This window comes from Brevundimonas sp. (assembly GCF_036677305.1).
Lineage (GTDB): Bacteria > Pseudomonadota > Alphaproteobacteria > Caulobacterales > Caulobacteraceae > Brevundimonas.
Genome location: NZ_JAKFEB010000065.1, coordinates 1 through 24,100, shown reverse-complemented (window position 1 = coordinate 24,100; position 24,100 = coordinate 1). Strand labels below are relative to the sequence as shown.

Below are 24,100 nucleotides of genomic sequence, written 5' to 3'. Positions count from 1 at the left end.
CGCTGGCCGAGGGTCCGCAGATGGTGGTCGGTGCGCTCGACCAGCACCTGTCGCGCCAGTCGTTTGAACAGATTCTCGACCCGCCGGGCGAAGGCCTCGCCCTCGCCGCCGGACTGGATGACCGGCCCGTCGGCGCCGTCGATCAGCCGCGCCGCACCGGCTCCGCCGACACCCACCAGCCGCGTCGGCCGGCCGAACAGGTCGATGACCGCCCCCGGCTCCAGCGGCGTTCCGTGAACCCGCTCGGCCAGACGCTCGCGCATCCATGCGGCCTTGGTGCGGGCGAAGGCGACGACGTCGGCCAGCTTGCGCTCGGACGGCGCGATCAGCACCGCCTCGCCGGCCCGCGCGTCGATACGGATCGACAGCCGCCGGGCGCGCGGATTGACCGACAGCCTCGCGGCGACGCCGAGCCGTTCAGGGCTCTCAGGCGGCAGCCGCTGGCCGTTCCGGTACTGCACTCAGGGCCTCGTTCCTGGCGATGAAGTCGCGCACCGCCGGATAGATGTCGTCGCGGAAACGGCGGCCGTTGAAGACGCCGTAGTGGCCGACCTCGGGGTGGACGTACAGCTTGCGCAGATCGTCCGGCAGGCTGGCGCACAGCGTATGCGCCGCCTGGGTCTGGCCCACGCCCGAGATGTCGTCCTTCGCGCCCTCGACCGTCATCAGGCCGATGTCGGTGATCTTCGTCAGATCGACCCGGCGCCCGCGGTGCTCCAGCAGGCCGCGCGGCAGCAGGTGCTGCTGGAAGACGATGTCGATCGTCTGGAGGTAGAACTCTTCCGACAGGTCCAGCACCGACAGATATTCGTCGTAGAATTCCTCGTGCTTGGACGCGCCGTCGCCGTCGCCCGAGACCAGGTCCTCGAAATAGCGGCGATGGGCGTCGACGTGCTTGTCCTCGTTCATCGACATGAAGCTGTAGAGCTGGACGAAGCCCGGATAGACCCGCCGGCCGAAGCCCGGATAGGGCCAGGGCACGGTATGGATCATGTTCGACTTGAACCAGGCGAAGGGCTTCTCCTCGGCCAGTTCATTGGTCACCGTCGGCGACAGCCGCGCATCGATCGGCGAGCCCATGAAGGTCATCGAGGCCGGGCGGTTCGGATCCTCATCCTCGGCCATCAGGGCGCAGGCGGCCAGAACGGGCGGTCCGGGCTGGCAGACGCCGACGACGTGGGCGCGCGGCCCGATCTGGGCCAGCATGGTCCGGACGTGGTCGATATAGTCGAAGAAGTCGAAGCGGCCCTCCAGCATCGGCACCTGACGGGCGTTGGTCCAGTCGGTGACATAGACGTCGTGGTCCTGCAGGAAGCCCTCGACCGTGCCGCGCAGCAGGGTGGCGTAGTGGCCCGACAGCGGGGCGACGATCAGCACCGCCGGCGCGACCGCGGGCTTCTTCGCCCGCTTCAGGTCGCCGATGTGCCGCGCGAACCGCACCAGTTTGCACCAGGGCGACGACCAGATGACCTGTTCGGTCGTCCGCACCGGCTTGCCGCCGATGTCGATGGTCTCCAGACCCCAGGCGGGCTTGCCGTAGCGGCGCGTCACGCTCTCGAACAGCTCGGCCGAAGCGAAGGCCGTGCGGCCGATCGCGGTGTCCGAGGCCGGGTTGAACGGAGAACTCCAGAACTGACGGGCCATCTGGGCCCCGAACCGGAACGGCGTCGCCGAGTGATAGGCGAGCTCGTGAAGCGAATAGAGCATGGAATCCTTGAGACGGCCCCCGCCGTTACGCGGCAGAGCACCATAGAACGCATCGCACTGCAAAAAGATTAGCGATGCAACACGATTCTCCCTCCCCCTTGTGGGGAGGGTGGTCGCGAAGCGACCGGGTGGGGAGGACTCTGCGACGCAAGCTCCGGCGTATGCTTTGCCCGGCCGCCCCCACCCGGCGTCGGCTTCGCCTCCGCCACCCTCCCCACAAGGGGGAGGGAGAATTTCAGCCCCGCGCCATGGTCCGTTCGATCACCTGGGCGGCGCGCTCCGGTCCCAGATCATGGGCCAGGGCGGTGCGGAATTTCCCGTCCGGCCCCATCAGATAGACGGTCAGCGAGTGGTTCATGGTGTAGCCCTCGCCCTCGCCGACCTTCTGGAAGTAGGCGCGGTAGACGTCCGCCGCCGCCTTGACCTGTTCGGGCGCCCCCGTCAGGCCGATCACCCCCTGCGGAAAGCCGTCGGACGACAGATAGTCCTTCAGCGCCTGCGGCGTGTCCCGCTCGGGATCGACCGAGACGAAGACGATCTGCACGTCCTTCGCCTTCGCCCCCATCTGCTGCTTCGTCGCCTCCAGCGCCGTCAGGGTCGTGGGGCAGAAGTCGGGGCAGTAGGTGAAACCGAAGAAGACCAGCGACCACTTCCCGTCCAGCATGGTCTGGTCGACCGTCTGCCCGTCCTGATTCACGAGCTGGAACGGTCCGCCGACGGACGGCTGGCCCGTCGAGGTCTCCAGCGGCGGAATCGCCCCCTCGCGCTGGTTGACCACGACGATCGTCGTGATCGCCAGGGCGGCGGCGACGGCGATGCAGGCGCCGGCGAACAGCAGGATGGAACGGCGCGGCATCGCGGCTCTCTTGGAAAACGCGCACCCCGCGCGCGTCCGGTCTATAGAAGACCTGTGAGCCTGTCCCAAGAGCCCTCCACGCCGCAGCCTACGCCCACGTCGGGGCCCACGTCGGGGCCCGACGAAGCGGGCCCGTTCCCCGCATGGCGCAACATGCCGCGCCGCAGCCGGGGCCTGTCGCTGCGAACTCTCGTCATCCTGCGCTGGATGGCCATCGTCGGGCAGACGGCGACGATCGCGGTCGCCGCGCTGTATTTCCATTTCGACCTGCCGCTGTGGGGCTGTCTGGCCGTGATCGCCTCCAGCGTGGCGATGAACCTGAACGCCACCGCCCGCCTGAAACGCACCGACGGCTCCCTGCCCGACGGACGGATGACGGCGGCGCATCTGGGTTTCGACATCCTGCAGCTGTCGATCATGCTGGCCTTGACCGGCGGGTTGCAGAACCCCTTCTGCCTGCTTCTGGTCGCGCCCGTGACCGTTGCGGCCGCCTCCCTGCCGGGGCGTCAGGCGGCCCTGATGGGCCTTCTGGTGCTGATCTCGACCACCGCCCTGTTCTTCTTCTCGCTGCCCCTGCCCTGGCAGGCGGGGACCGAGATCAACCTGCCGCCCCTCTACCGCTTCGGGGTCGGCCTGGCGCTGTTCACCGGGGTCATCTTCACCTCCGGCTACGCCTGGCGCGTCGCCGCCGACGCCGAGAAGCTGGAACTGGCCCTCGCCACCACCCAGGACGTGCTGCAGCGCGAACAACGGCTGGCCGCCCTGGGCGGGCTCGCCGCCGCCGCCGCCCACGAACTGGGCACCCCCCTGGCCACCATCCAGGTCGTGGCCCGGGAACTGCTGCGGGCCTCGGCCAAGGACGGAGCCGCCGCCGAGGACGCCGCCCTGATCCTGCAGCAGGCCGAGCGCTGCCGCGACATCCTCAAACGCCTGTCCCAGCAGCCGGAAGAGGGCGACGCCGCCTTCGCCGTGGTCGGTCTCAAGGCCCTGCTGGAAGAGGTCATCGAGCCCCACCGCGGCTTCGACCTGGCCTTCACGGTCGAGGTCCGCACCGCCTCGGGCGAGCCCGCGCCCCGCGTCCGCCGCCTGCCCGAGGTCATCCACGGCCTGTCGACCCTGGTCGAGAACGCCGCCGACTTCGCCGCCTCCAAGGTCCGCGTCCGCGCCGTCGTCGACGCCGGCTTCATCGAGATCGAGGTGGTGGACGACGGCCCCGGCTTCCCCGCCGACATCCTGCCCCGGCTCGGCGAGCCCTATGTGACCAGCCGGCCCCAGGGCAAGGCGCGGCGCGCCCTGGCGGCCCAGATCGCCGCCTCGGTCGCCGCCGCCGCCCCCGGGCGCAAGACCCGGAAGGGCGTCCCCGCCCCGCAGCCGGAGGCCATCGCCCCCAGCCAGGGCGGCATGGGTCTGGGTTTCTTCATCGCCCGAACCCTGCTCGAACGGACCGGCGGCAAGGTTTTCGTGGGGACCGGGGATGGCGGAAAGGGCCAGCCGAAGGGCGCGCGCGTCGCCGTGCGCTGGTCCCGTCCCGCGCTCGAGGTCTCGTCGTGATGTCGCACCCCCGCCGCTGAACCTTGACCGCAGCTTCGCCGTTACCGACTTGAGCTTTCAGGAGACACCGATGTCCGAAGCCGAAGACCGTATCGCAGCCCTCGCCGACAAGACCCTGCTGGTGCTGGACGACGACAACGCCCTGCGCACCCGTCTGGGCCGCGCGCTGGAAAGCCGGGGGTTCGAGGTCACCCTCGCCGCCTCCCTGGCCGAGGCCAATGACGCGCTGAAGACCTCGGTCCCCGCCTTCGCCGTGCTGGACATGCGGCTCGAGGACGGCAACGGCCTGAAGATCGTCGAGGCCATCCGCGACCGGCGCGAGGACGCCCGCATCGTCATGCTGACCGGCTACGGCGCCATCGCCACCGCCGTGGCGGCGGTCAAGGCCGGCGCCGTCGACTATCTGCAGAAGCCCGCCGACGCCGACGACGTGGTCAAGGCCCTGCTCTCGACCGGCGAGGCCCCCGAGCCGCCCGACAATCCCATGAGCGCCGACCGCGTCCGCTGGGAGCATATCCAGCGCGTCTACGAGCTGTGCGACCACAATGTCTCGGAGACGGCGCGGCGGCTGGGCATGCACCGGCGGACCCTGCAGCGGATCCTGGCCAAGCGGGCGCCGCGGTAACTCACCCAACTTCGTCATTCCGGGGCCGAGCGTAGCGAGGAACCCGGAACCCAGGCGACCGGGCTCCATCACGGCCTCATCGACCCTCGGCGCGAGCCCCCTGGGTTCCGGGTTCGCTCTTCGAGCGCCCCGGAATGACGGGGAAGGGCGGGCGAGACCCCTCAGATCTCCTGGTTATACGCCCCGACCTCGGCGTATTTCGCCAGCCGCGGCTTCACCTCTTCGCGGAACAGGGCCCGCATGTCGTCGGCCGAGCGCATGCTCTCGACCACCACCACCAGCTCGGGCTTGTTCGAGGACGCCCGCACCAGCACCCATGAGCCGTCCTCGAGGTGAACCCGCACCCCGTTGACGGTGATGGCCTCGACGATCCTGCGGCCGAGAATGGATCCGCCCGCGTCGGCCAGCGCCTGATACTCGGCCACGATCCGCTCCAGCACCTCGTACTTCAGCTCGTCGTCGCAGTGCGGGGACATGGTCAGCGACGTCCACGCATCAGGCAGGGCGGCCTTCAGCTCCGACAGCTTCTTCCCCGGATTCCGGTCCAGCATGGCCAGCACCGCGCCCGCGGCGACGATCCCGTCGTCATAGCCGTGCCCCAGCGGGGCGTTGAAGAAGAAATGGCCCGACTTCTCGAACCCGGCCAGCGCCCCCAGTTCGGCGGTCTTGCGCTTGATGTAGCTGTGGCCCGTCTTCCAGTAGACGGTGGTCGCGCCATTGGCCTTCAGCACCTCGTCGGTCTTGTACAGGCCGGTCGATTTCACATCGACGACGAAGGTCGCGTTGGGATGCAGGGCGCTCAGGTCGCGGCCCAGCATCAGGCCGATCTTGTCGGCGAAGATCTCCTCGCCCGTATCGTCCACCACGCCGCAGCGGTCGCCGTCGCCGTCGAAGCCGAGCGCCAGGTCGGCGCCCGTCTCGCGCACCTTGGCCGCCATCTGCACCAGCATGGCGTGGTCTTCCGGGTTCGGATTGTATTTGGGGAAGGTGTAGTCGAGCTCGGTGTCCATCTCGATCACCTCGGCCCCCATGCGGCGCAGGGCCTCGGGCGCGAAGGCGCCCGCCGTGCCGTTGCCGCAGGCGGCCACGACCTTGATCGGCCGCGTCAGCTTCACCTTGGAGACGATGTCGGCCAGATAGGCCTCGCGGAAGCCCTCGACGCGCGTCAGCGACCCGCCCTTGCGGCTCACGCCTTCGCCGTTCAGCACGATGTCTTTCAGTCGCCCGATCTCGTCGGGGCCGAAGGTCAGGGGCGGCTGGGCCCCCATCTTCACGCCCGTCCAGCCGTTCTCGTTGTGGCTGGCCGTGACCATGGCCACGCAGGGCGCGTCCAGCTCGAACTGGGCGAAATAGGCGGTCGGCGACAGGGCCAGGCCGATGTCCAGCACCTCCATCCCGCCTTCCAGCAGCCCCAGCGTCAGGGCCTGTTTCACCGACAGGGAGTAGGAGCGGTAGTCATGGCCCACGACGATGCGCGGCGTCTGGCCGATCTCGTGGACATAGGTGGCGAGGCCGAGGCCCAGCGCCTGGATGCCCAGCAGGTTGATCTCCTTCTCCAGGATCCAGCGCGCGTCGTACTCGCGGAACCCCGTCGGTTTCACCAGCGGCACGGTCTCGTAGTCTGCCGTGTTGGGGCGAAGGTCCTGGCGGGGCTTGATCATGTTCGGGTCCTGTCGGAGAGCGGCGCCCGGTATAGCAGGCGGCCTCCACGTCACAACAACGGGGCCACATCAACGCCGGTCCCCGTCCTTGGCTGCAACGGCGGTGATGGCGTGGACGGCGTTCCGGCAATTGCAGTTCATGCAGGGCTTCGCATCGGCGGTCTTTGCGCGGCGCCCCATGCCGTCTTCGCCGTCTGCGCTCGGCTTGACCCACGCCGCCGCCGGTCCTACGCCCGCAGGACTGTTCGGAGACGTGAATGCCCCGCCTGATCCTGCTGCGCCATGGCCAGAGCCAGTGGAACCTCGAGAACCGCTTCACCGGCTGGGTCGACGTCGACCTGACCGCCGAGGGCGAGGCCCAGGCGCGACGCGGCGGCGAGCTGATCCGGGACGCGGACTTCCATCCCGCCGTCATGTTCACCTCGGTCCTGACCCGCGCGAAACGCACCGGGGCGCTGGCGCTGGACTCCGCCGGGCTGAAGGACGTTCCGGTGATCGAGGACTGGCGTCTGAACGAGCGCCACTACGGCGGCCTGACCGGGCTGGACAAGGCCGAGACCGCCGCCCTGCACGGCGACGCCCAGGTGAAGATCTGGCGCCGCAGCTACGACATCCCCCCGCCGCCGCTCGCGCCCGGCGGCGAATGGGACTTCAGCGCCGACCCCCGCTACACGGGCCAGACCATTCCCGACACCGAGAGCCTGAAGACCACGCTGGACCGCGTCCTGCCCTATTGGGACGCCGCCATCGCCCCGCGCCTGCGGGCCGGCGAGGACGTGCTGATCGCCGCCCACGGCAACTCGCTGCGGGCCATCGTCAAACATCTGTTCGCCGTGCCCGACGACCAGATCGTCGGCGTCGAGATCCCGACCGGCAATCCGCTGGAAATCGATCTGGACGCCGGTCTGAAGCCCGTCGCCGCCCGCTATCTGGACGCGGACCGGGCCACCGAATTGCCGAAGGTGAGCGAATGACCACCGCCCAGCAGACCTCCGACGACATCCGCTTCATGGGGCGGGCCATCGCCCTGGCCAAGGCCGGCATGGGCCAGACCTGGCCCAATCCCTCGGTCGGTTGCGTCATCGTCAGGGACGGGGACGTGGTCTCGGAGGCCGTGACCGCGCCGGGCGGACGTCCCCACGCCGAGGAACAGGCCGTTCCCGCCGCCGGCGACAAGGCGCGCGGCGCCACCGCCTATGTGACGATGGAACCGTGCGGAGCCCGCTCGTCGGGCCGGACCTCCTGCTCCAACTATCTGATGGACGCCGGGATCAGCCGCGTCGTCGTCGCCGCCGTCGATCCCTCGCCCTTCGCCGCCGGCCGCGGCGTCGAACGGCTCCGGAAGGCGGGGCTCGAGGTCGAGACCGGCCTTTTGGCCCAGGAGGCGGCGGTGCTCTACGAGGGCTATCTGCACCGGGTCGAGACCGGCCGGCCCATGGTCCGCATCAGCGAGGACGGCGCCGGCTACGACGCCCGCTTCGCCGCCTCGGCCAAGGCCGACCTGACCACCGAACTCCAGCGCCTCGGCGAGGCCGGCTACACCCGCGTCTGGGTCAGTCCGGGCGAACTGGCCGACGCGCTTCAGGCCCAGGGTCTGCTTACGGCCTGACAGCGGGCCGCGGGCCGGGAATTTCGTAACGGCGGATCAAGGCTCCGTCGGTAACCATTTCAGCCTTCCTTAAGCGCCGGTGTGCCAGAACGGGATCATGTCGTCCGCCCCCGCCAACCCCAACGCCAGAAGGCGTATCGACCAGGCCGAGCTGGACGCCATCTGCGCCCGCCACGACCGCCTGTGGCAAGCCAAGCCGGGCGGCGCCCGCGCGGTGCTGGCCTGGATGGACCTGTCCGGCCTCAACCTCGCCGGCCGCAACCTGGCCGACGCCGACTTCGCCGCCGCGTCGCTGCATGAAACGAACCTGAGCGGGGCCAAGCTCGACAACGCCACCTTCTTCGGCGCCGACATGCAGGACTGCGTCCTGACCGACGCCAGCATGCGCCGGGCCGATCTGCGCGGGGCCTGCCTGCGCGGGGCGGACCTGTCGGGGGCCGACCTGTTCGAGGCGGACCTGCGCGAGGGCACCGTCGCCGCCGCCGACTCCAAGCTCGGCTTCCGCGTGGTCGAGGCCAAGTCGCGGCAGGACACCCAGGCCCAGGGCGCCTGTCTGGCGGGCGCCAATCTGGAGCGGTCCAAGCTGACGGGCGTGGTCGCGGTCGCGGCCGACTTCACCGACGCCATCATGAAGGACTGCAAGCTGGTCCGGGCGAACCTCAAACAGGCCAGCTTCCGCGGCGCTGACCTGGCCGGCGCCGATCTGTCGGGCGCCGACCTGTCGGGCGCGGACCTGCGCGACGCCGTCCTGGTCGGGGTCAAGATGACCATGTGGCGGACGGACGGGGCCAATATGACGGGCGCGCTTACGGACGACCGGTCGTCGGGCGCCCCGGTGGGCAAGATGCCGGCCGCCGAAATGCTGGCCGAACACGCCCAGTGGTGCGAGACCGGCGGCGTCCAGGGCCGTCCTTCCGTCTTCGACGGCGTCGACCTGCGGGCGCTGCGCTCGATCAACGGCTACAATCTGACCGCCCTGTCGGCCAAGGGCGCGGTCTTCTACGGTCTCGACATGGAGGGGGTTCAGCTCCAGGGCGCCCACCTCGAGGGGGCCGACCTGCGCTCGGTCAATCTCAAGGGCGCGGACCTGCGCGGGGCGCGGCTGGCCCGGGCGCGATTGAACGGCTCGGACCTGCGCGGCGCCAGGCTGGGGCCGCTGATGATCGCCGCCGACCGGCTGCTGCCGGCCGATCTCACCGGCGCCTGTCTGAGAGGCGTGGACCTTTCGGGCGCGGACCTGAACCGCGCGGTGCTCGCCGGAGCCGATCTCAGCCGGGCCATGCTGCACGGCGCCGTCATGACCCAGACCGACCTGACCGAAGCGGTCCTGCTGGGCGTGCGCGGCCTGCCCGAGCTGTTTCCGCCCCTCCAGCTCTGACGCACGAAAAAAGGGCGGCGCGAACGCCGCCCTTTCTCATTCAGCCAGTCCGGCGGCTCAGGCCGCCTTGGCCTTCTTGCCCTCGATCAGCCGTTGACCGGTGTTGATCTCGATCTGGCGGGGCTTCAGGGCCTCCGGCAGTTCGCGGTTCAATTCGATCGACAGCAGACCGTCAGCCAGGTCCGCGCTCTTCACGACCACATAGTCGGCCAGCTGGAAGCGGCGCTCGAAGTCGCGCTCGGCCAGGCCGCGATGCAGATAGGTGCGGCCGGTTCCCGCGTCGTCGTTCGCGGTCTTGCGGCCGGTCACGGTCAGCAGGTTTTCCTTGACCTCGAGGGTCAGTTCCTCGGGCTTGAAGCCGGCCACCGCGATCTCGATGCGATAGGCGTTCTCGCCCGTGGTCTCGATGTTGTAGGGCGGCCAGCCGTTTTCCTGGCTGGTGCGCGCGGCGCTTTCCAGCAGGCCCGCCAGACGATCGAAGCCGACGGCGGAACGGTACAGCGGGGTGAAATCATAGGTACGCATCAGTCATCCTCCTGAGGATCAGCAAGGTTGAACCGCCCCAGCGTTTTTGGCCCGGGACGGCGGTGGGAGTTCAGCCCCGACGGTCCGGAATCGGCCCCGTCCGGTCTGGAGGCCCCGGGAACCGGCGGCCTCGCATCCGATGTGGGAAGCGTTCGCGCGGCGTCAAGACCACCTGAAGACCGCGCCAATCCGCCGCCGACGACGACGAACACTTGCCCCCGCGCGCACAGGCCGTAGGGTTCGCCCGCACCTTAGTGGAGACCCCCGATGCGTCTGCTGGCCCTCGCCGTGACCACCGCCCTCGCCCTGCCGTCGATCGCCGCGGCCCAGGCCTTGCCGACCCTCCCGGCCCTGAACGAGACGGCGGCCCAGCGCACGGTGCGCCGCGCCGCCATGACGCCGCCGGTCCTGCAGGAGGACGCCGCCCTCCAGGCCGCCGTGGGCTCTGACGCCCGGCCCGCCGCCGACATCGCCCGCGACGTCTACCGCCATCCGTTCGAGACCCTGACCTTCTGGGGCCTGACGCCGGGATCCACCGTGGTCGAGATCGAGCCCGGCCGCGCGGGCTGGTGGCGCAACATCCTCGAGCCCTACGCCGCGGCGACCGGCGGGACCTATGTGGCGGTCAACCGCCCGGTCGAGAGCATGGGCGTCGCCGACGGGACCGCGGACCTCGTCGTCGTCGCCCGCGCCCTGCACAACTGGCATCGCTCCGACCGCACCGCCCCCTATATGCAGGCCTTCTTCAAGGCCCTTAAGCCGGGCGGCGTTCTGGCCATCGAACAGCACCGCGGCGCCGAGGGACTGAACGCCGACGCGACCGCGCCCTTCGGCTATGTCTCCGAAAGCTATGTCATCCACGCCGCCCAGGCCGCCGGCTTCGTGCTCGACGGGCGCAGCGAACTCAACGCCAATCCGAAGGACGACCGCGACCACCCGTACGGCGTCTGGACCCTGCCGCCGGTCCGCACCAGCGCGCCGCGCGAGGGCAACGCCAACGACCGCCCCACGCCCCTGACCGACGCCGAACGGGCCGAATACGACGCGATCGGCGAAAGCGACCGGATGACCCTGCGATTCCGCAAGCCGGCCTGACCACAGGTCATGTGTGCAAGCGTTTTGACGGGCATGGGGAACACGGTTAAGCCCTGCTTGCCGGGGCGGCGCCTGATCGGACAGGACCGCCCTGCGGGGAACGTGCATGGCTGAAACCGTCGAACGTCGCCAAGGGGCCCTCTCGCGCCGCGGCCTGCTGTCCGGCGCCGCCGTTCTCGCCTTTGTCGGCCTCGCCGGCTGCGGCAAGGAAGAGAAGACCGCCGAACCGCCCGAGACGCCCGACGGCCCGCCCAAGGGCTCGCTGGAATGGGCCGTCGCCGGCCCCTGGCGCGCCCAGGACAAGGCCCGCGACGCCGCCCGTCATCCGATGGAGACCCTTCGCTTCTTCGGCCTCCAGCCGCGCATGACGGTCGTCGAATTCTGGCCCGGCAGCGGCTGGTACACCGAAATCCTGGCCCCCTATCTCGCCGAGGGCGCGGGCAAATATGTCGCCGCGGGCTTCCAGACCGGCCCCGGCGCCGACCCCTCCCAGGTCCAGCTGGCCGCCGCCTTCCAGCAGCGCTTCACCACCGACGAACGGCTGTACGGCGAGATCGAGCTCAGCGCCTTCGGCCCCACCTCCGGCCCCGTGACCGCCGCGGGCACGGCCGACATGGTCCTGTTCATGCGCAACATCCACGCCTGGATGGCCGCCGGCATCGCCGAAAAGGCCTTCGCCGACGCCTGGGCCGCCCTGCGCCCGGGCGGCGTCCTCGGCGTCGAGCAACACCGCCTCGGCCCCGAGCAGGATCAGGACCCCGCCGCGGCGAACGGATACGTCCAGGAAGCGTTCGTCAGACAGCTGGCGGCGGAAGCGGGCTTCGCCTTCGTCGCCGCGTCGGAAATCAACGCGAATGAAAGGGATACCAAGGATCATCCGTTCGGGGTCGAAACCCTGCCGCCGACGTCGCTGACCGCCCCGCGCGGTTCCGCGCCGAACCCGGCCTTCGACCGGTCGAAATATGACCGGATCGGAGAGAGTGACCGCATGACCTTGAGATTCAGGAAGCCAGAGTGAACCGAGCCGTCGCCTACGCCGCCAACGCGCCCCTGATGGGGGTTCCGGGCGCCTCCGCGCCTCCCGGCGGAATCGGCGAGTGGTTCCGGGGCGCCGGGGGCCTGCGCCTGCGCGCCGCCTTCTGGACCCCCTCGGCCCTCGTCGCCAGAAAGCCCCGCGGCACGGTGATCGTCAGCCCCGGCCGCACCGAGCCGATCGAGAAATACTACGAGGTCATCGGCAATTTCCTCGCCCGCGGCTGGTGCGTCCTGGCCCATGACTGGCGCGGCCAGGGCCTGTCCGCCCGCCTGCTGCCCGACCGCCTCAAGGGCCACGCCCGGGCGGTCGAGGAATTCCTCGACGACTACGCCCGCCTGCTCGACGCCTGGGAAGAGCGCGCGCCCAAGCCCTGGGTCATGGTCGGCCATTCCATGGGCGGCGTGCTGAACCTGATGACGCTCGAAGGCGGCGAGACCCGCTTCTCGGGCGCCGTCCTCAGCAGCCCCATGCTGCGCATCAGGACCGGCAAGCGGTCGATGTGGTCGGTCAAGCTGGCGGTGCGCTGGAACCTGCGCCACGGCAAGGCGGGCGACTATGTCCTGGACGACGCCGACGACCCCTTCGACCACACCTTCGAAAAGGACGCCCTGACGTCCGACGAGAGCCGTTACGAACAGTGGCGGCAGCAGCTCTACGCCTGCCCGCACCTGGCCGTGGGCGGTCCGACCTGGGGCTGGCTGGCCGTCGGGCTCGACGCCGGCGAACGCGCGCTCAAGCCCAAGGCCCTGAAGGCGGTGCAGATTCCCGTCGCCATCGTCCAGGCGGGCGAGGACGACCGCGTCTGGAAACAGACCAACAAATGGGCCGCCAAACGGCTGGGCCGCGGCCGCTATGTCGAGGTCGCGGGCGCGAAGCACGAGGTCATCATGGAGACCGACGAGCTGCGCGCGGTCTTCCTCGAGGAATTCGACGCCATGGCCGCCTATGTCTCGCCGGTCGAGGACCTGTCGCCCCTGCCCGTCAGCGAGCCCGCAGCCGCCCCGACGGCCGAACCGACCGCCGAACCGACCGAAGCGGCCTAGACCGCCGCCCGTCTCAGCGTCACCAGCGCCTGTTCGCGGATGCTCACATCCCCGACCGCGAGAATCTGCCCCGACCCGTCCGGCGCCTCCCCGCGCCAGTTGCTGACGGCGCCGCCCGCCGCCTCGATGACCGGGACCAGCGCCGACCAGTCCCACACCTTCAGCGCGCTCTCGGCGACCAGATCGATGCGTCCCGCCGCCAGCATGGCGTAGGCGTAGGCGTCGCAACCCAGCCGGGCCAGCCGCGCCGCGGCCCGCACCTGGGTCCACGCTCCCAGCTCGGCGCCGGTGAACAGGTCGGGATCGGTGGTGGCGATGACGGCGTCGTTCAGGCTGGCGCAGCGCCGCACGCCCAGCGCCGTCTCCGAACCGCCGCGCAGCAGCCGCGCGCCCGACGGTCCGCCGAGAAAGATTTCATCCAGATAGGGCTGGCCGATGACGCCCACCGTCGGCCGGCCTTCGGTCCTCAGGGCGATCAGATTGGTCCACAGCGGCAGGCCGGCGATGAAGGCGCGGGTGCCGTCGATCGGGTCGAGAATCCAGACCTGGTCGGCGTCCGGCCGGTCCTCGCCATACTCTTCGCCGATCACCCCGTGGTCGGGATAGCGGGCCGCGATCAGTTTGCGGATCGCCGCCTCGGCCTCGCGGTCCGCCTGGGTGACCGGGTCGAACGCGCCCGGCCCGCCCTTGTCGATCTCCTCGAACGCGCCCCGGAAATACGGCAGGGACACGCGCGCGGCCTCGCGGGCCAGGTCGACGGCGAACAGTTCAAACTCGGTCATGACAGGCGGGATACTCATGCCCCGCCGTCATGTCACCGGATAAGTCAGGCCGCGTCGGCCTCGACGTGCAGGGACTTGGCCAGGTCCAGCAGGCGCCGGCGCGGCTTTTCGTCGAGCTGGTAGTAGGCCTGGATCAGGTCGAGCGTTTCCTTGCGGGAAAACATCTCCCCGCCCTGATTGGCGGCCTCGCGGCGTTCGATGGCCTCTTCCAGTCCGTCGTAGAAATAGCTGACCGGCGATTCCAGCGCCTCGGCCAGCTGCCACAGGCGGGCGGCCGAGATGCGGTTGGCGCCGCATTCGTATTTCTGGATCTGCTGGAAGCGGATGCCGACCTGGTTGGCCAGCTGTTGTTGCGTCAGGCCCAGCAGGCGCCGACGGCGGCGCAGGCGGCGTCCCAGGTGCAGGTCGATGTCGGTGGCCATGGCCCCTATTTCCCCATCTTGGCAGCCTGTCCCGAAGCGGGACGGCTCGCCCCTCACGCGGCAAGCGCCATGCCGCGCTCGCGTGGCGGGGGATTGTGGATGAGCGACGTTCTGCGAGCCGGGCGCAACCGTAACGCTTCACACGCATTAACGGCCCAGAGCATTGGGCTTCAAGGGAGACTCCACATGGGTTTGGGAATCATTGGCTGGATCGTCATCGGCATCGTCGCCGGCTGGCTTGCTGAAAAAGTTATGGGCCGCAGCCACGGCCTGGTGACGAACCTGATCGTCGGCGTCATCGGCGCGCTGCTGGGCGGCTTCATCGCCGGCAATCTGCTGGGCGTGGACGTTGGCGGTTTCAACCTGATCACGCTGCTGGTCGCCTTCCTCGGCGCCTGCCTGCTGTTGTTCCTGGTGGGTCTGGTCAAGCGCCGCACCTAGGGCGACGCCTTTTCCGAAACGACGAAGGGCGGCTCCATCCGGGGCCGCCCTTTTTCGTGCCGGTCCTGCGACCCTTGACCGTGCATGTGCCGGGCTAGTCCGGCGACCGCTTCCCGTCGAGCCAGAGCGAGATCTGGGCCGTCGCCCCGGTCGCAGGAAACGAGATCACGAGCTCGCCGCCGGCCGCCCTGACGAGGCGACCCAACAGAAGCGTGCCGTAGCCCGTCTTTTCCGGGCGGCTGACAGGCGGGCCGCCCGTTTCGCGCCAGAAGATCGTCGCCTGGCCGTCGGCGATGCGCCAGGCCAGCTCCACCCTGCCATCCGGAACCGAGAGCGCCCCGTACTTCAGCGCATTGGTCGCCAGTTCGTGCACCGCAAGGGTGAAGATGCTGGAGACTTCAGGGATGAGGGCGGTTTCGGCGTCGCCCGTCATGTCGAACCTCGCAAGGTCGAACGGCTCCAGCTCCTGGTTGAGGAGGCTGGGCATCCGGATCCGGCGGCTGCGCAGGTGGATGTCGACGTCGGCGAAGGCGGCGCGAATCCGCTGATTGATGATCCTCGCCTGGACGGGGTCCGTCTCCAGCCCCCCTCTGACGATCGCTTCGGCGACCACGACCGCGTTCTTGGCCCGATGCTGCTGTTCCAGCGCCAGTATGAGATGCCGGGCGTCCTCCTGTTTGAGGTTCTGCACCATCCGCTTGTAGGACCGCACGGTCAGAACCATGAGGGCGGACGAGCCGGCGTAGATCGCCAGATCGATGACGTCGGAGGCGGTGGGCGGTGAAAAGCTCCAGGGCGGCTCCATAAGGAAGTAGTACAGGGCGACCCCGCCGAACGCCGCCGCCGCCGCGCCGGAGCGGCTGCCGCCGACCAGCAGCGCGAGCAGCACGGCGGGGAAGAAGAAGGCGCCGCCGACAAGGCCTGAGACGCCGGCCGCCTGGAGGCCCAGCGCCAGCATGGTGGCGACCAGGACGCAGCCGAGAGCGAAGGCGTAGGCCTGGAGCGAATTCGGCCGCAGCCCCCGATACAGAAAACCCTCGATAGCCGGCCCCAGCGGGACGCGATCGCGAACGGGACGCTCCCCGGGCGCCGATGACGGAACGGAGGCGTCTGGATGGCCGGCGTTCGCCCGGTGGAGGTTGGCCATGGCCAGCCCCGCCCCATCCGCGATCGCCTGCAGGCGGTCCAGCTCCTCGGGCTGCGGCTGATGCTGTTCCGACCAGTAGGCCCCCAGGGCGGCTATGGGAGCGCCGGCGCCCACGGGCGCCACGGCCAGGCTTCGCACGAAGGCGGGCCTGTAGATTTCGGCGAGCATGCGGGAATCCCGGCGGATGTCGGCCGAGGCCGCGATCTGTCCGTTCGTCATGCACCAGCCGGCGATACAGCCGTTCATCGGCAGGCGCCGGCCCTTCCAGAGCGGCGAAACCGCCTCTCCCGTCGCATAGTAGAAATGGTCGCCGTCCCGAAGGGCGAGGGTCGCGCCGTCCGCGTGAAGAAGCGTGCGCACGGCCTGGCTTACGACCTCGGCGATCTCGTCTTCCGAGCGTGTGAGCGAGAGCCCGTGGATAATCTCAAGTACGCTGTCCGGCATCTCGCGCCCTGCCCGTTCCGACCCCGCCAGGGTCTGACGCTCCGGATCAGAAATCACCCAGGCGCCCGCGGGGTCGTCGCCACCGTATCGAGCTCTGTCGAACCGATCCTCGCATTTGACGACAGCATCACTCAATTCGCGACACGGTCGCCCCGGTACGCGCGTCCCGCCGCACCCAAGGGCCGGACCGGGTCGCGCCGTCTTCGGCTGGTCACACGGAGCCCGCCGGCTTTGACCGTGGGCGGGCAGACGGCGGTCGAGCCGTTGCGGAGCGTGACCGGGTCGTTCAGAATCCCCCGACAGCGGGAGTCGCACACCCGACCACAAGGTCTTCGATTCCGGGGCGGGGAGGGCGGCGATGATCGCCATTGCATCTGACGATAAACTCGAACGGGTGATCGCCACTGTTCCGGCCGGAACGCGCTGGACCACGTTCACCGACGCTGTCCTGACGGCGATCGAAAATGCGCCGGCGTTTGTTCGCTACAACTGGATCATCGACGACCAGGGTCCGATGGACGATGTGGACGTCCCGGGCGTGGGTCGCGTCGGCGAGGCGTTTCGCCGTCTCGCCGGAGGGTCCGAAAGGCCGACCTTCACGATCGTCGTCACGACCGACCGCTTCTTCGAGACCTGGGCGCGGGTCATCGACAGGCATCACGGCGCCCGCCGGCACCTCGCCGCCCCGAGTCTCGACGGGGCGGTAAGCCTGCTCGATAGGCTGGAAGACCGCTCCTGAAACCACGAAGGGCGGCCCCGGTCGGGGCCGCCCTCCTGGTCTATGGCTTGATCGCGGGGATCAGGCGCCGGGCTTGTCCGGCGTCGTCTGGCCCTCGCCGGGAGCCGGCGTCGCGCCGGTGTGACCCGAATGATCCGGGTTGGCGGGGGCAGCCGGCGTGGCCGGAACAGCGGGGGTCGCCGGGGTCACGCCGGGGTTCGCGGGCGTTGCGGGGACTGCGGGGGTTGCAGGCTCGGCCGGCTCGGCGGGTTCGGCCGCTTCATCCGACTCGGCCGCCGGTTCATCGACCGGAGTCGCCGCGTCGTCGATGGCGGTGGCGGCCGCGAACTGGGCGCTGGTCCAGCCCACCGCGACGCCGGCGCCGTCCTGGCGCACGCCGCCGGACACCGGGATGCCGCGCAGTTCGCCGTCGGCGCCGCGCACGGTCAATTCCTGGCCGGCTTCGGTGTTGCGGGCGCCTTCAAGCTTGCCCAGCACCGCGCCGTCCGAACCCTTGACGTCGGACCCGGGCTGGAGGGTCAGGCTCTGCGTCGGGGCGGGGGCCGCCTGTTCGCCGGCGGGCTCTTGGGCGGAGGGGGCCGGCGGGGTTTGCGGGGCCGTGCTGTCCTGGGCGAACGCGGGAGCGGTCATGAGGAACAGGCCGGCGACGCCAGTGAGGAGCGCGGTCTTTCGCATGATGTCTGCCTTGTCAAAGCGAGCGGGAGGGCTCGCACCGATTGGGCTAACACGGCTTGTGACGGTTTGTTTCGGCCGCCCCGAAATGACCTTGGCTCTGCCCGGATTGGCCGATTCCCGCTCGCGGAGCGCCACATGGAAGGCGGCGGGTCAGTCGATGGCGGCCGTCAGGGCTTCGATCACCACCCCCTCGGTCAGCAGCTGCGGCAGGATGCGCGGCTCGGCCGAACCCGGCGAATACACAAGATACAGGGGCACGCCCGACCGCCCGTGGCGCTGCAGCTCGGCGGTGATCGCGTCGTCGCGCCGCGTCCAGTCGCCGACCAGATAGAGGGCCCCCGACTCGTCCATGGCCGCCGCCACCCGGGGCGAGGTCAGGGCGGCCCGCTCGTTGATCTTGCAGGTCACGCACCAGTCGGCGGTGAAATTGACCAGCACCGGTCGGCCCTCGGCGAGGGCGGCTTCGACGGCGGCGGGCGACCAGGGCGTGCTGGCCGGCCCGGCGCGCCCGGCGGCCGCGGGACCGTCGGCCGACGGAGGCGTCCGCGCCGCCATGACCGTCGCCCCGAGGGCCAGCAGCACGGCCAGCGCGCCCGCCGCCAGATGCAGCAGGCCGCGTCGGCCCGCCATCCGCTCGGACTGTCCCTGGCCGGTCAGCCACAGGCCCAGCGCCAGCAGCACGCCCGCGACGAACAGCAGTCCCAGGGCGTCCCCGCCCGCCTGTCGCCCGAACACCCAGGCCAGCCACAGGGCCGTGGCGTAGAGGGGGAAGGCCAGAAGCCCCTTCAGCCGCTCCATCCAAGGCCCCGGCCGAGGCAGGCGGGACAGCAGCCCCGGCGTCAGGCTGACGGCCAGATACGGCAGGGCCAGACCCAGTCCGAGGCCGAGGAAGACCAGCAGCGCCATCGGCCACGGCATCAGCAGGGCCGCGCCCAGGGCGAAGGCCATGAAGGGCGCTGTGCAGGGCGCCGCGACCACCACCGCCAGCACGCCGGTGAAGAAGGCGCCGACCCCTCCGGGCAGTCGCGCGAGGGGGCCCGATCCGGTTCCCTGCAGCCCGCCGCCGACATGGAACACCCCCGACAGGTTCAGGGCCACGGCCAGCATCAGCAGCGCCAGTCCGGCCATGACCGGGGGCGACTGCAGCTGGAAGCCCCAGCCCACGGCCTCGCCCGCCGCCCGCAGGGCCAGCAGCGCGCCGGCCAGCAGCAGGAAGGTCGTCAGAACGCCGGCGAGGAAGGCCAGCCCGTCGCGCCGCGCCTCGCGCGGGTCATGCGCCGAGGCCGCCAGCGCCGCCGCCTTCATCGCCAGTATGGGGAAGACGCAGGGCATCAGGTTCAGGATCAGCCCGCCCAGAAGCGCGAACAGCAGAGCCTGGGCGAAGGTCGCGGGATTGGCGTTCGCGGCGGCCGGCGCCTCGGCCCCGCCGCCGTCGGGAGCGGCCGCCAGATCGCCCGAACCGGACGTTCCCGCCAGCGCGGGGCCCGGCTCCGCGCGGATCTCGAACGCTCCATGCCGCGTCGCCAGCACGCCCGCGATCGGGCCGGACAGGCCGTCCGCCCGTGTCGTCCCGCCCGGTCGCATCCGCAGCGTCAGACCTTGCGGCCCCCACGCTCCGGTCTGGGGCGCCGCCTGTTCGATGACACCGCCCTCGAAGGGGAAGAAATAGCTCGGACCGGGATCGCCGGCCGCCAGCGGCCCGCCCGCGGCGGTGAGAACCAGCCCGTCCGTCTCCATGACCATCCGCGCCTCGATGCCCGCCGGCCGGGGCGCGGTCTCCAGCACCCGCTGGATCGCCGCCCCGTGAACCGGGTTCAGCGGCGCGGCGCCCTCGCGCACCGGCAGGTCCAGCTCCAGGATCAGTTCGTCCGGCACGCACATCTCGGCGCTGCAGACGAAGAAAAGGGCCCTGACCTTCAGCGCCAGGGACGCGCCCGCGCGCGCGGTGGCCGGAACCTGCACCGGCACGGGCAGATAGACCTCGCCGGAATAGCCGTAGTTCATCAGCCCCGACAGCCGCTGCCGCTCGGGCAGGGGCCAGACGATGTCGCCCGCCTTCACGCCCTGCGGCGTGGTCCATGTCAGGGTCGTCGCCCCGCCTGAATCGCCGGGATTGCGCCAGTAGGTGTGCCAGCCGGGCTGGATCGTCTGTCTGACCGCGACCACAGCGGTCGAGCCGGGCGCCGCCCAGCCGGACATCGCCACCAGTTCGGCCTCGATCCGCTCGGTCCGCTGCGGCTGCGCGAACGCGCCGCCTCCCGCTCCGAAGAGGGCGGCCAGGCCCAGCAGGGCGGCAAGCAGAATTCGTGAAAACAGGGACACGCGGGCTCCGGAAGGCGTCGGCCGACCTTAGCCGTCCCGACCCCGCCGCGTCACCTCAGCTGCGGGGAGCCGCGTCAATAAGCACCTCGGTGCGGCGGCGCATCGGTTCCTGCACCCCGCTGTCGGCCACGGCGCCCGTATCGCCGGCGGCGTCCACGTCGAACGCCGGCGCCGGCCATCCCGCCGCCGCCAGCGCCTCGGCCACGGCCAGCGCACGACGCTGGGACAGGCTCAGGTTCGCCGCCGCATCGCCTGTGGCGCTCGCCAGACCCAGCACCTGGACCTTGCGGATGTCGCAGCCCTGCAGCTGCGCCGCCGTCATGCCGATCGCCTGCCGCGCCGGCCCGGTCAGCCGCGCCTCGCCTTCAGTGAAATAGACCTCGAACCGCTTGGCCGTGCAGGCCGACGGCTCGACCACCAGATCGCTCCGGTTCCTGAAACCCGGGGTCGAACAGCCGGCCACCGCCAGCCCCAGACCCGCCGCCAAAATCGCTCGCCTCATCCCAGCCCTCCATCGACCTGTGAAAAGGGCGGCCCGCCACTCGACGAACCGCCCTGATATTCAGGCGAAAAGCCCGCGCCTAGTAGCGGCGCTGACCATTCTCCCAGTAGCATTCGTCCTGGCGGCCATCGTAGCAATAGTAGTACCGGTTCTGGCTGTCCCGGTAGCGTTGCTGGTTGGCGCGGTCCTGGTTGGAGCCGCGAATGGCGCCAGCCGCGCCGCCGACCACGGCGCCGATAGCCGCGCCGGTGCCTGCGCTGCCGCTGCCGACGTTGTTGCCGATGATGGCGCCGGCGACAGCGCCGAGGCCGGCGCCGATGGCGCCCTGGCGAGTCGCCTCATTGGTGGTGTAGCCGTCGCTGGCGCAGGCGCTGGCCAGCAGGCCGGTGGCTGCGATCGCGATGATTGCCTTGTTCATGGGTATGTCCTTCATCCCTCGGGTTCGCCCCTGCGGTGAGAACGCTGGATAAGCGTGGCGGTTCCCCCGCTATTGTTCGGATCGGGCCTGTGTCAGGCCCGGACGGCGCCGCGCGAGACGTGCGCGCCGATGCTTCATGGGTAGAGACGGGGGTCTTGTATGCGCTTTTCTGAACCGGTCCGCATGGCGGATGATGGCGAGCACAGTCCGGTGTGGGCGCGCTCGAAACGCCGCGGGGGCAATCCGCTGGTGGGGATCATCGTGACCCTTCTGGCGCTGTTCGGCGTGCTGACGGCCGTGCTCGGGATCAAGGAGCGCTCGCTGGCCGAGGGCGGGGCCGTGGTGGACGGCTGGATCGCCAAGGGCGTGGACACGGTGAAGGGCAAGGCGCCCGAGGCCGCCGACCAGGCCGCCGACGCGACCGTGGCCGCCGCGGAGAAGGCCGGCGACGCCGCCCAGGCCGGCGCGGCCGCCGCTTCGGACGAGTTGAAGAAGCAATAGTCACGCTTCGGGGGCGTTCCGTCGGAGAGTCGCCCGGAACATCGCCCTGAGCGGGGCGTTCGGGCGGCATGACAGACGCCTTGATCCCGACCGCTGATCCGACGGTCGCGTCCTCCGACGCGACCGTCGAACCGCGCGTGCTGACACCCCACATCGCGCTGGCGCGGGTTGTCATGCTGGTCAATCCGGCGTCGGGCAGCGTCGGACCGACCGCCGCCGCCGAGGCCGAGGCCATCCTGGCTGAATACGGATGCGAGGCCTCGGTCGTCTCACTGGAGAGCAGCGGCTTCGACGACCAGATACAGGCCGCCCTCGACGCGAAGCCCGACGTGCTGTTCGTCCTCGCCGGAGACGGCACCGCAGGGACGATCGCCTCGCGCGCCGGGCCCGACGGCCCCCTGGTGGCGCCCCTTCCCGGCGGCACCATGAACATGCTGCCCAAGGCGCTGTACGGAACCGCCGACTGGAAGGCCGCGCTCAGGCTGGCTCTTGAGGAAGGCGCGCCCCAGTGCGTCGCCGGGGGCGAGGTGTCCGACGGCCAGACGTCCTCCGTCTTCTATTGCGCGGCCATACTCGGCTCGCCGGCCCTTTGGGCGCCGGCGCGCGAAGCCGTCCGCGAGGGCAAGCTGAAACTGGCGTGGCTGTACGCCCGCCGGGCCCTGCGCCGGGCCTTCTCGGGCAAGATGCGGTTCTCGCTCGATGGCAAGGCTCCGCGCCGCGCCGAGGCGCTGGTCCTGATCAGCCCGATGATCTCCAGGGCGATGGACGAGAACACCGGCCTGGAGGCCGCGGCCATGAACCCCTCAGACGCGGCCGAGGCCTTTCGTCTGGCGGCCCACGCCGTGTTCAGCGACTGGCGTCAGGACCCGGCCGTGACCACCAGGGCCATCCAGCGGGCGACGGTCACCGCGCGGTCGCGCATCCCCGCCGTGATCGACGGCGAGCCCGTACTGCTGTCTCACGAGGCGAAGGTGAAATTCATCCGCAACGCGTTCCAGGCCCTGGCTCCCAACCCGCCTGCCGCCGAGGACAGCGTCTAGTGGGGCGGATTCTGCAGTTCTCTGACATCCATTTCGGGGTCGAGCACAAACACGCCTGCGCCGCCGCCCTGGAATACGCCCACGCCAACCGGCCCGACCTGGTCCTGATCACGGGCGACATCACCCAGCAGGGTTTCCCGGACGAGTTCGAGGCTGCAGGGCGCTGGATCAACCAGATGCCCGACCCGCGCTTCGTCATCGTCGGCAATCACGACGTGCCCTACTGGAGCCTGTTCGCCCGGCTGTTCGCGCCATGGAAGGCGTTCGAGAAGGCCACCGGCCACCCGGCCCACGACCACCAGTTCCTCAGTCCGACGGTGATGGTGCGCGGCGTCGTCACCGCGCGCGGCTGGCAGGCGCGGATGAACTGGTCCAAGGGCGTCATCGACCTGATGCAGACGCGCAAGGCTGCGGAGGCGCTGCGACAGGCGCCCGTCGGCGCCCTGCGGATCCTCGCCTGTCACCATCCGCTGGTCGAGATGATCGGCACGCCCATGAGCGGCGACGTGAAACGCGGCGATGCGGCCGCCCTGATCTTCGCCGAGGCCGGGGTCGACATCATCGCCACCGGCCACGTCCATGTCCCCTTCGCCCTGCCGATCAGCCTGGGCGACCACTGCTCCTACGCCGTCGGCTGCGGGACGCTGTCGCATCGCGAACGGGGAGCGCCGCCCAGCTTCAACCAGATCGAGTGGGATGCCCACCATATCACGGTGACCGCCATCGCCTGGGACGGCGAGCGGTTCGAGCCCGGCCAGATATGGAAGCTGCCGCGCCGTCAGGACACCCGCAAGACAGCGACCGCGCCGGACCCGAACGTGGCCGGAGAAAAGGAAAAGGCCGCGGTCTGATCGACCGCGGCCCCGTTCTTCAGACGGCCGGTTTCGTCTAGATCCGGCGTCCCCTGCCCGTGACGAAATGCACGATCAGCAGGATGACGAAGATGACGAACAGCACATAGGCGATGTTCATCGACAGACCGGCGATACCCCCGGCGCCGAGGGCGCCGGCGACGAGCGCCAGTACGAGAAAGATAAGAGCCCAACGAAGCATCAGCGGTTCCTTCCAGAGCGGTTGATCGGAGGAGCGACAACCGCCGCGCCTGATGAACCAACGTTCGGGACCCTGCGACGTTCCGCCTCAGCGGCGGCGGCTGCGGCCGTGCGGCTTTTCGGTGAATGCGGCCGCGACCATGGTGGCCAGGGCCGGATTCCTGAGGAAGATCCAGCCCCCCGCCAGCGCCGCGACCGTGCCGAGGATCGGCCGCTGCTTGAACAGGCTGTATGCGCGGGCGCCCAGGCCGGATGGCTCGTCCTCAAAATCCTCCTCTTCCTCGCTGCGGGCGAGGAAGACCAGGGCAACGACGAGGGCGACGATGGCAAACAGCAGGAAGGTGATGGCCGCGGCCGCCAGCGGCACGACGACCAGCTGCAGGGCGAAGAAGATCGTCGCCCCCAACGCCAGAACGGCCACGAATCCGGCCCCCGCCACGACCGAAGCCGCGACGGCTTTCTTGACCAGATTCCTGGCCAGCCCCCCGCCGAACATCAGCGGCGACGACCGGCGAGCAGCAGACCCAGC

Annotated in this window: 27 protein-coding genes; 13 read left to right on the top strand and 14 right to left on the bottom strand. The window is 70.1% G+C overall.

Annotation, left to right across the window (positions count from 1 at the left end):
* The 3 genes from V6M42_RS03930 to V6M42_RS03920 form a co-directional block, all read right to left on the bottom strand.
* Positions 1 to 461, bottom strand: a 461-nt coding sequence (locus V6M42_RS03930) for a YgjP-like metallopeptidase domain-containing protein (protein ID WP_332677288.1), incomplete at its 3' end; no start/stop codon positions are given.
* Positions 427 to 1,707, bottom strand: coding sequence for a polyhydroxyalkanoate depolymerase (locus V6M42_RS03925; RefSeq protein ID WP_332658898.1), 1,281 nt, complete (start codon positions 1,705 to 1,707; stop codon positions 427 to 429). The genes V6M42_RS03925 and V6M42_RS03930, both read right to left, overlap by 35 nt.
* 235 nt (positions 1,708 to 1,942) lie before the next feature.
* The gene (locus V6M42_RS03920; protein ID WP_332677286.1) at positions 1,943 to 2,563 is read right to left on the bottom strand and encodes an SCO family protein; all 621 of its coding nucleotides are present in this window, start codon (positions 2,561 to 2,563) and stop codon (positions 1,943 to 1,945) included.
* 153 nt (positions 2,564 to 2,716) lie between these two features.
* Between V6M42_RS03920 and V6M42_RS03915 the strand changes: the two genes are divergently transcribed.
* Together V6M42_RS03915 and V6M42_RS03910 are read left to right on the top strand one after the other, a co-directional pair.
* A complete protein-coding gene (locus V6M42_RS03915) occupies positions 2,717 to 4,114 on the top strand; it encodes an ActS/PrrB/RegB family redox-sensitive histidine kinase (RefSeq protein WP_332677284.1) in 1,398 nt (465 codons plus the stop codon).
* A 70-nt stretch (positions 4,115 to 4,184) separates the two neighbouring features.
* The gene (locus tag V6M42_RS03910) at positions 4,185 to 4,739 is read left to right on the top strand and encodes an ActR/PrrA/RegA family redox response regulator transcription factor (protein ID WP_332658895.1); all 555 of its coding nucleotides are present in this window, start codon (positions 4,185 to 4,187) and stop codon (positions 4,737 to 4,739) included.
* Positions 4,740 to 4,900: 161 nt separating this feature from the next.
* Here the strand turns inward: V6M42_RS03910 and V6M42_RS03905 are convergent, their stop codons facing one another.
* Positions 4,901 to 6,400, bottom strand: a complete 1,500-nt coding sequence (locus V6M42_RS03905) for a phosphomannomutase/phosphoglucomutase (RefSeq protein WP_332677282.1) — start codon at positions 6,398 to 6,400, stop codon at positions 4,901 to 4,903.
* 257 nt (positions 6,401 to 6,657) lie between these two features.
* Between V6M42_RS03905 and V6M42_RS03900 the strand changes: the two genes are divergently transcribed.
* The 3 genes from V6M42_RS03900 (at position 6,658) to V6M42_RS03890 (ending at position 9,387) form a co-directional block, all read left to right on the top strand.
* On the top strand, positions 6,658 to 7,374 hold the full coding sequence (locus tag V6M42_RS03900; protein ID WP_332677280.1) for a 2,3-bisphosphoglycerate-dependent phosphoglycerate mutase: 717 nt from the start codon (positions 6,658 to 6,660) through the stop codon (positions 7,372 to 7,374).
* Positions 7,371 to 8,009 (top strand): bifunctional diaminohydroxyphosphoribosylaminopyrimidine deaminase/5-amino-6-(5-phosphoribosylamino)uracil reductase RibD, encoded by a 639-nt coding sequence (gene ribD / locus V6M42_RS03895; RefSeq protein ID WP_332677278.1) that lies wholly within the window; start codon positions 7,371 to 7,373, stop codon positions 8,007 to 8,009. Before V6M42_RS03900 ends, ribD begins: the two co-directional genes overlap by 4 nt.
* A 97-nt stretch (positions 8,010 to 8,106) precedes the next feature.
* Positions 8,107 to 9,387 carry a pentapeptide repeat-containing protein gene (locus tag V6M42_RS03890; RefSeq protein ID WP_332677276.1) on the top strand — a complete coding sequence of 427 codons (1,281 nt, stop codon included), beginning with the start codon at positions 8,107 to 8,109 and terminating at the stop codon, positions 9,385 to 9,387.
* A 57-nt stretch (positions 9,388 to 9,444) separates the two neighbouring features.
* Here V6M42_RS03890 and V6M42_RS03885 read toward each other — a convergent pair whose 3' ends face one another.
* Complete coding sequence (locus V6M42_RS03885; RefSeq protein WP_332658890.1) at positions 9,445 to 9,912, bottom strand: Hsp20 family protein; 468 nt, start codon at positions 9,910 to 9,912, stop codon at positions 9,445 to 9,447.
* Positions 9,913 to 10,179: 267 nt separating this feature from the next.
* Between V6M42_RS03885 and V6M42_RS03880 the strand changes: the two genes are divergently transcribed.
* From V6M42_RS03880 to V6M42_RS03870, 3 genes are all read left to right on the top strand, one after another.
* Positions 10,180 to 11,007 (top strand): class I SAM-dependent methyltransferase, encoded by an 828-nt coding sequence (locus V6M42_RS03880; RefSeq protein WP_332658889.1) that lies wholly within the window; start codon positions 10,180 to 10,182, stop codon positions 11,005 to 11,007.
* Positions 11,008 to 11,113: 106 nt separating this feature from the next.
* A complete protein-coding gene (locus V6M42_RS03875) occupies positions 11,114 to 12,025 on the top strand; it encodes a class I SAM-dependent methyltransferase (RefSeq protein ID WP_332658888.1) in 912 nt (303 codons plus the stop codon).
* Positions 12,022 to 13,086: an alpha/beta hydrolase gene (locus V6M42_RS03870; protein WP_332677273.1), complete on the top strand. Its 1,065-nt coding sequence runs from the start codon at positions 12,022 to 12,024 to the stop codon at positions 13,084 to 13,086. The genes V6M42_RS03875 and V6M42_RS03870 overlap by 4 nt, the downstream gene beginning before the upstream one ends.
* On the opposite strand, the gene hisN is transcribed toward V6M42_RS03870, so the two are convergent.
* The gene (gene hisN / locus V6M42_RS03865; protein WP_332677271.1) at positions 13,083 to 13,868 is read right to left on the bottom strand and encodes a histidinol-phosphatase; all 786 of its coding nucleotides are present in this window, start codon (positions 13,866 to 13,868) and stop codon (positions 13,083 to 13,085) included. The two genes, V6M42_RS03870 and hisN, sit on opposite strands and share 4 nt — an antisense overlap.
* A gap of 44 nt (positions 13,869 to 13,912) precedes the next feature.
* Entirely contained in the window at positions 13,913 to 14,290 is a 378-nt protein-coding gene (locus V6M42_RS03860; RefSeq protein WP_442880919.1) for a helix-turn-helix domain-containing protein, read from the bottom strand.
* A 186-nt stretch (positions 14,291 to 14,476) separates the two neighbouring features.
* Here V6M42_RS03860 and V6M42_RS03855 point away from each other — a divergent pair, with 186 nt between their 5' ends.
* Positions 14,477 to 14,731: a GlsB/YeaQ/YmgE family stress response membrane protein gene (locus V6M42_RS03855; RefSeq protein WP_332660754.1), complete on the top strand. Its 255-nt coding sequence runs from the start codon at positions 14,477 to 14,479 to the stop codon at positions 14,729 to 14,731.
* A 94-nt stretch (positions 14,732 to 14,825) separates the two neighbouring features.
* Here V6M42_RS03855 and V6M42_RS03850 read toward each other — a convergent pair whose 3' ends face one another.
* On the bottom strand, positions 14,826 to 16,322 hold the full coding sequence (locus tag V6M42_RS03850; protein ID WP_332677269.1) for a DUF4118 domain-containing protein: 1,497 nt from the start codon (positions 16,320 to 16,322) through the stop codon (positions 14,826 to 14,828).
* A gap of 358 nt (positions 16,323 to 16,680) precedes the next feature.
* Here V6M42_RS03850 and V6M42_RS03845 point away from each other — a divergent pair, with 358 nt between their 5' ends.
* Positions 16,681 to 17,061, top strand: coding sequence for a hypothetical protein (locus V6M42_RS03845; RefSeq protein ID WP_332677267.1), 381 nt, complete (start codon positions 16,681 to 16,683; stop codon positions 17,059 to 17,061).
* 60 nt (positions 17,062 to 17,121) lie between these two features.
* Here the strand turns inward: V6M42_RS03845 and V6M42_RS03840 are convergent, their stop codons facing one another.
* From V6M42_RS03840 to V6M42_RS03825, 4 genes are all read right to left on the bottom strand, one after another.
* On the bottom strand, positions 17,122 to 17,736 hold the full coding sequence (locus V6M42_RS03840; RefSeq protein WP_332677265.1) for a superoxide dismutase: 615 nt from the start codon (positions 17,734 to 17,736) through the stop codon (positions 17,122 to 17,124).
* Positions 17,737 to 17,886: 150 nt separating this feature from the next.
* Positions 17,887 to 19,935 (bottom strand): protein-disulfide reductase DsbD family protein, encoded by a 2,049-nt coding sequence (locus V6M42_RS03835; RefSeq protein WP_442880920.1) that lies wholly within the window; start codon positions 19,933 to 19,935, stop codon positions 17,887 to 17,889.
* Between the two features lie 178 nt (positions 19,936 to 20,113).
* On the bottom strand, positions 20,114 to 20,560 hold the full coding sequence (locus V6M42_RS03830; RefSeq protein WP_332677261.1) for an OmpA family protein: 447 nt from the start codon (positions 20,558 to 20,560) through the stop codon (positions 20,114 to 20,116).
* 79 nt (positions 20,561 to 20,639) lie between these two features.
* A complete protein-coding gene (locus V6M42_RS03825) occupies positions 20,640 to 20,978 on the bottom strand; it encodes a YMGG-like glycine zipper-containing protein (protein WP_332657431.1) in 339 nt (112 codons plus the stop codon).
* Positions 20,979 to 21,137: 159 nt separating this feature from the next.
* On the opposite strand from V6M42_RS03825, the gene V6M42_RS03820 reads away from it, so the two are divergent.
* The 3 genes from V6M42_RS03820 to V6M42_RS03810 all read left to right on the top strand — a co-directional run bounded on the left by V6M42_RS03820 (position 21,138) and on the right by V6M42_RS03810 (position 23,370).
* On the top strand, positions 21,138 to 21,479 hold the full coding sequence (locus tag V6M42_RS03820; protein WP_332657430.1) for a hypothetical protein: 342 nt from the start codon (positions 21,138 to 21,140) through the stop codon (positions 21,477 to 21,479).
* 68 nt (positions 21,480 to 21,547) lie between these two features.
* Positions 21,548 to 22,519, top strand: a complete 972-nt coding sequence (locus V6M42_RS03815) for a diacylglycerol/lipid kinase family protein (protein ID WP_332677259.1) — start codon at positions 21,548 to 21,550, stop codon at positions 22,517 to 22,519.
* A complete protein-coding gene (locus V6M42_RS03810; RefSeq protein WP_332657427.1) occupies positions 22,519 to 23,370 on the top strand; it encodes a metallophosphoesterase family protein in 852 nt (283 codons plus the stop codon). Before V6M42_RS03815 ends, V6M42_RS03810 begins: the two co-directional genes overlap by 1 nt.
* 37 nt (positions 23,371 to 23,407) lie before the next feature.
* Here V6M42_RS03810 and V6M42_RS03805 read toward each other — a convergent pair whose 3' ends face one another.
* The gene (locus V6M42_RS03805) at positions 23,408 to 23,572 is read right to left on the bottom strand and encodes a DUF1328 family protein (protein WP_332657425.1); all 165 of its coding nucleotides are present in this window, start codon (positions 23,570 to 23,572) and stop codon (positions 23,408 to 23,410) included.
* Positions 23,573 to 23,659: 87 nt separating this feature from the next.
* Positions 23,660 to 24,100 (bottom strand): hypothetical protein (locus tag V6M42_RS03800; protein WP_332677257.1); only part of this gene is annotated, 441 nt, incomplete at its 5' end.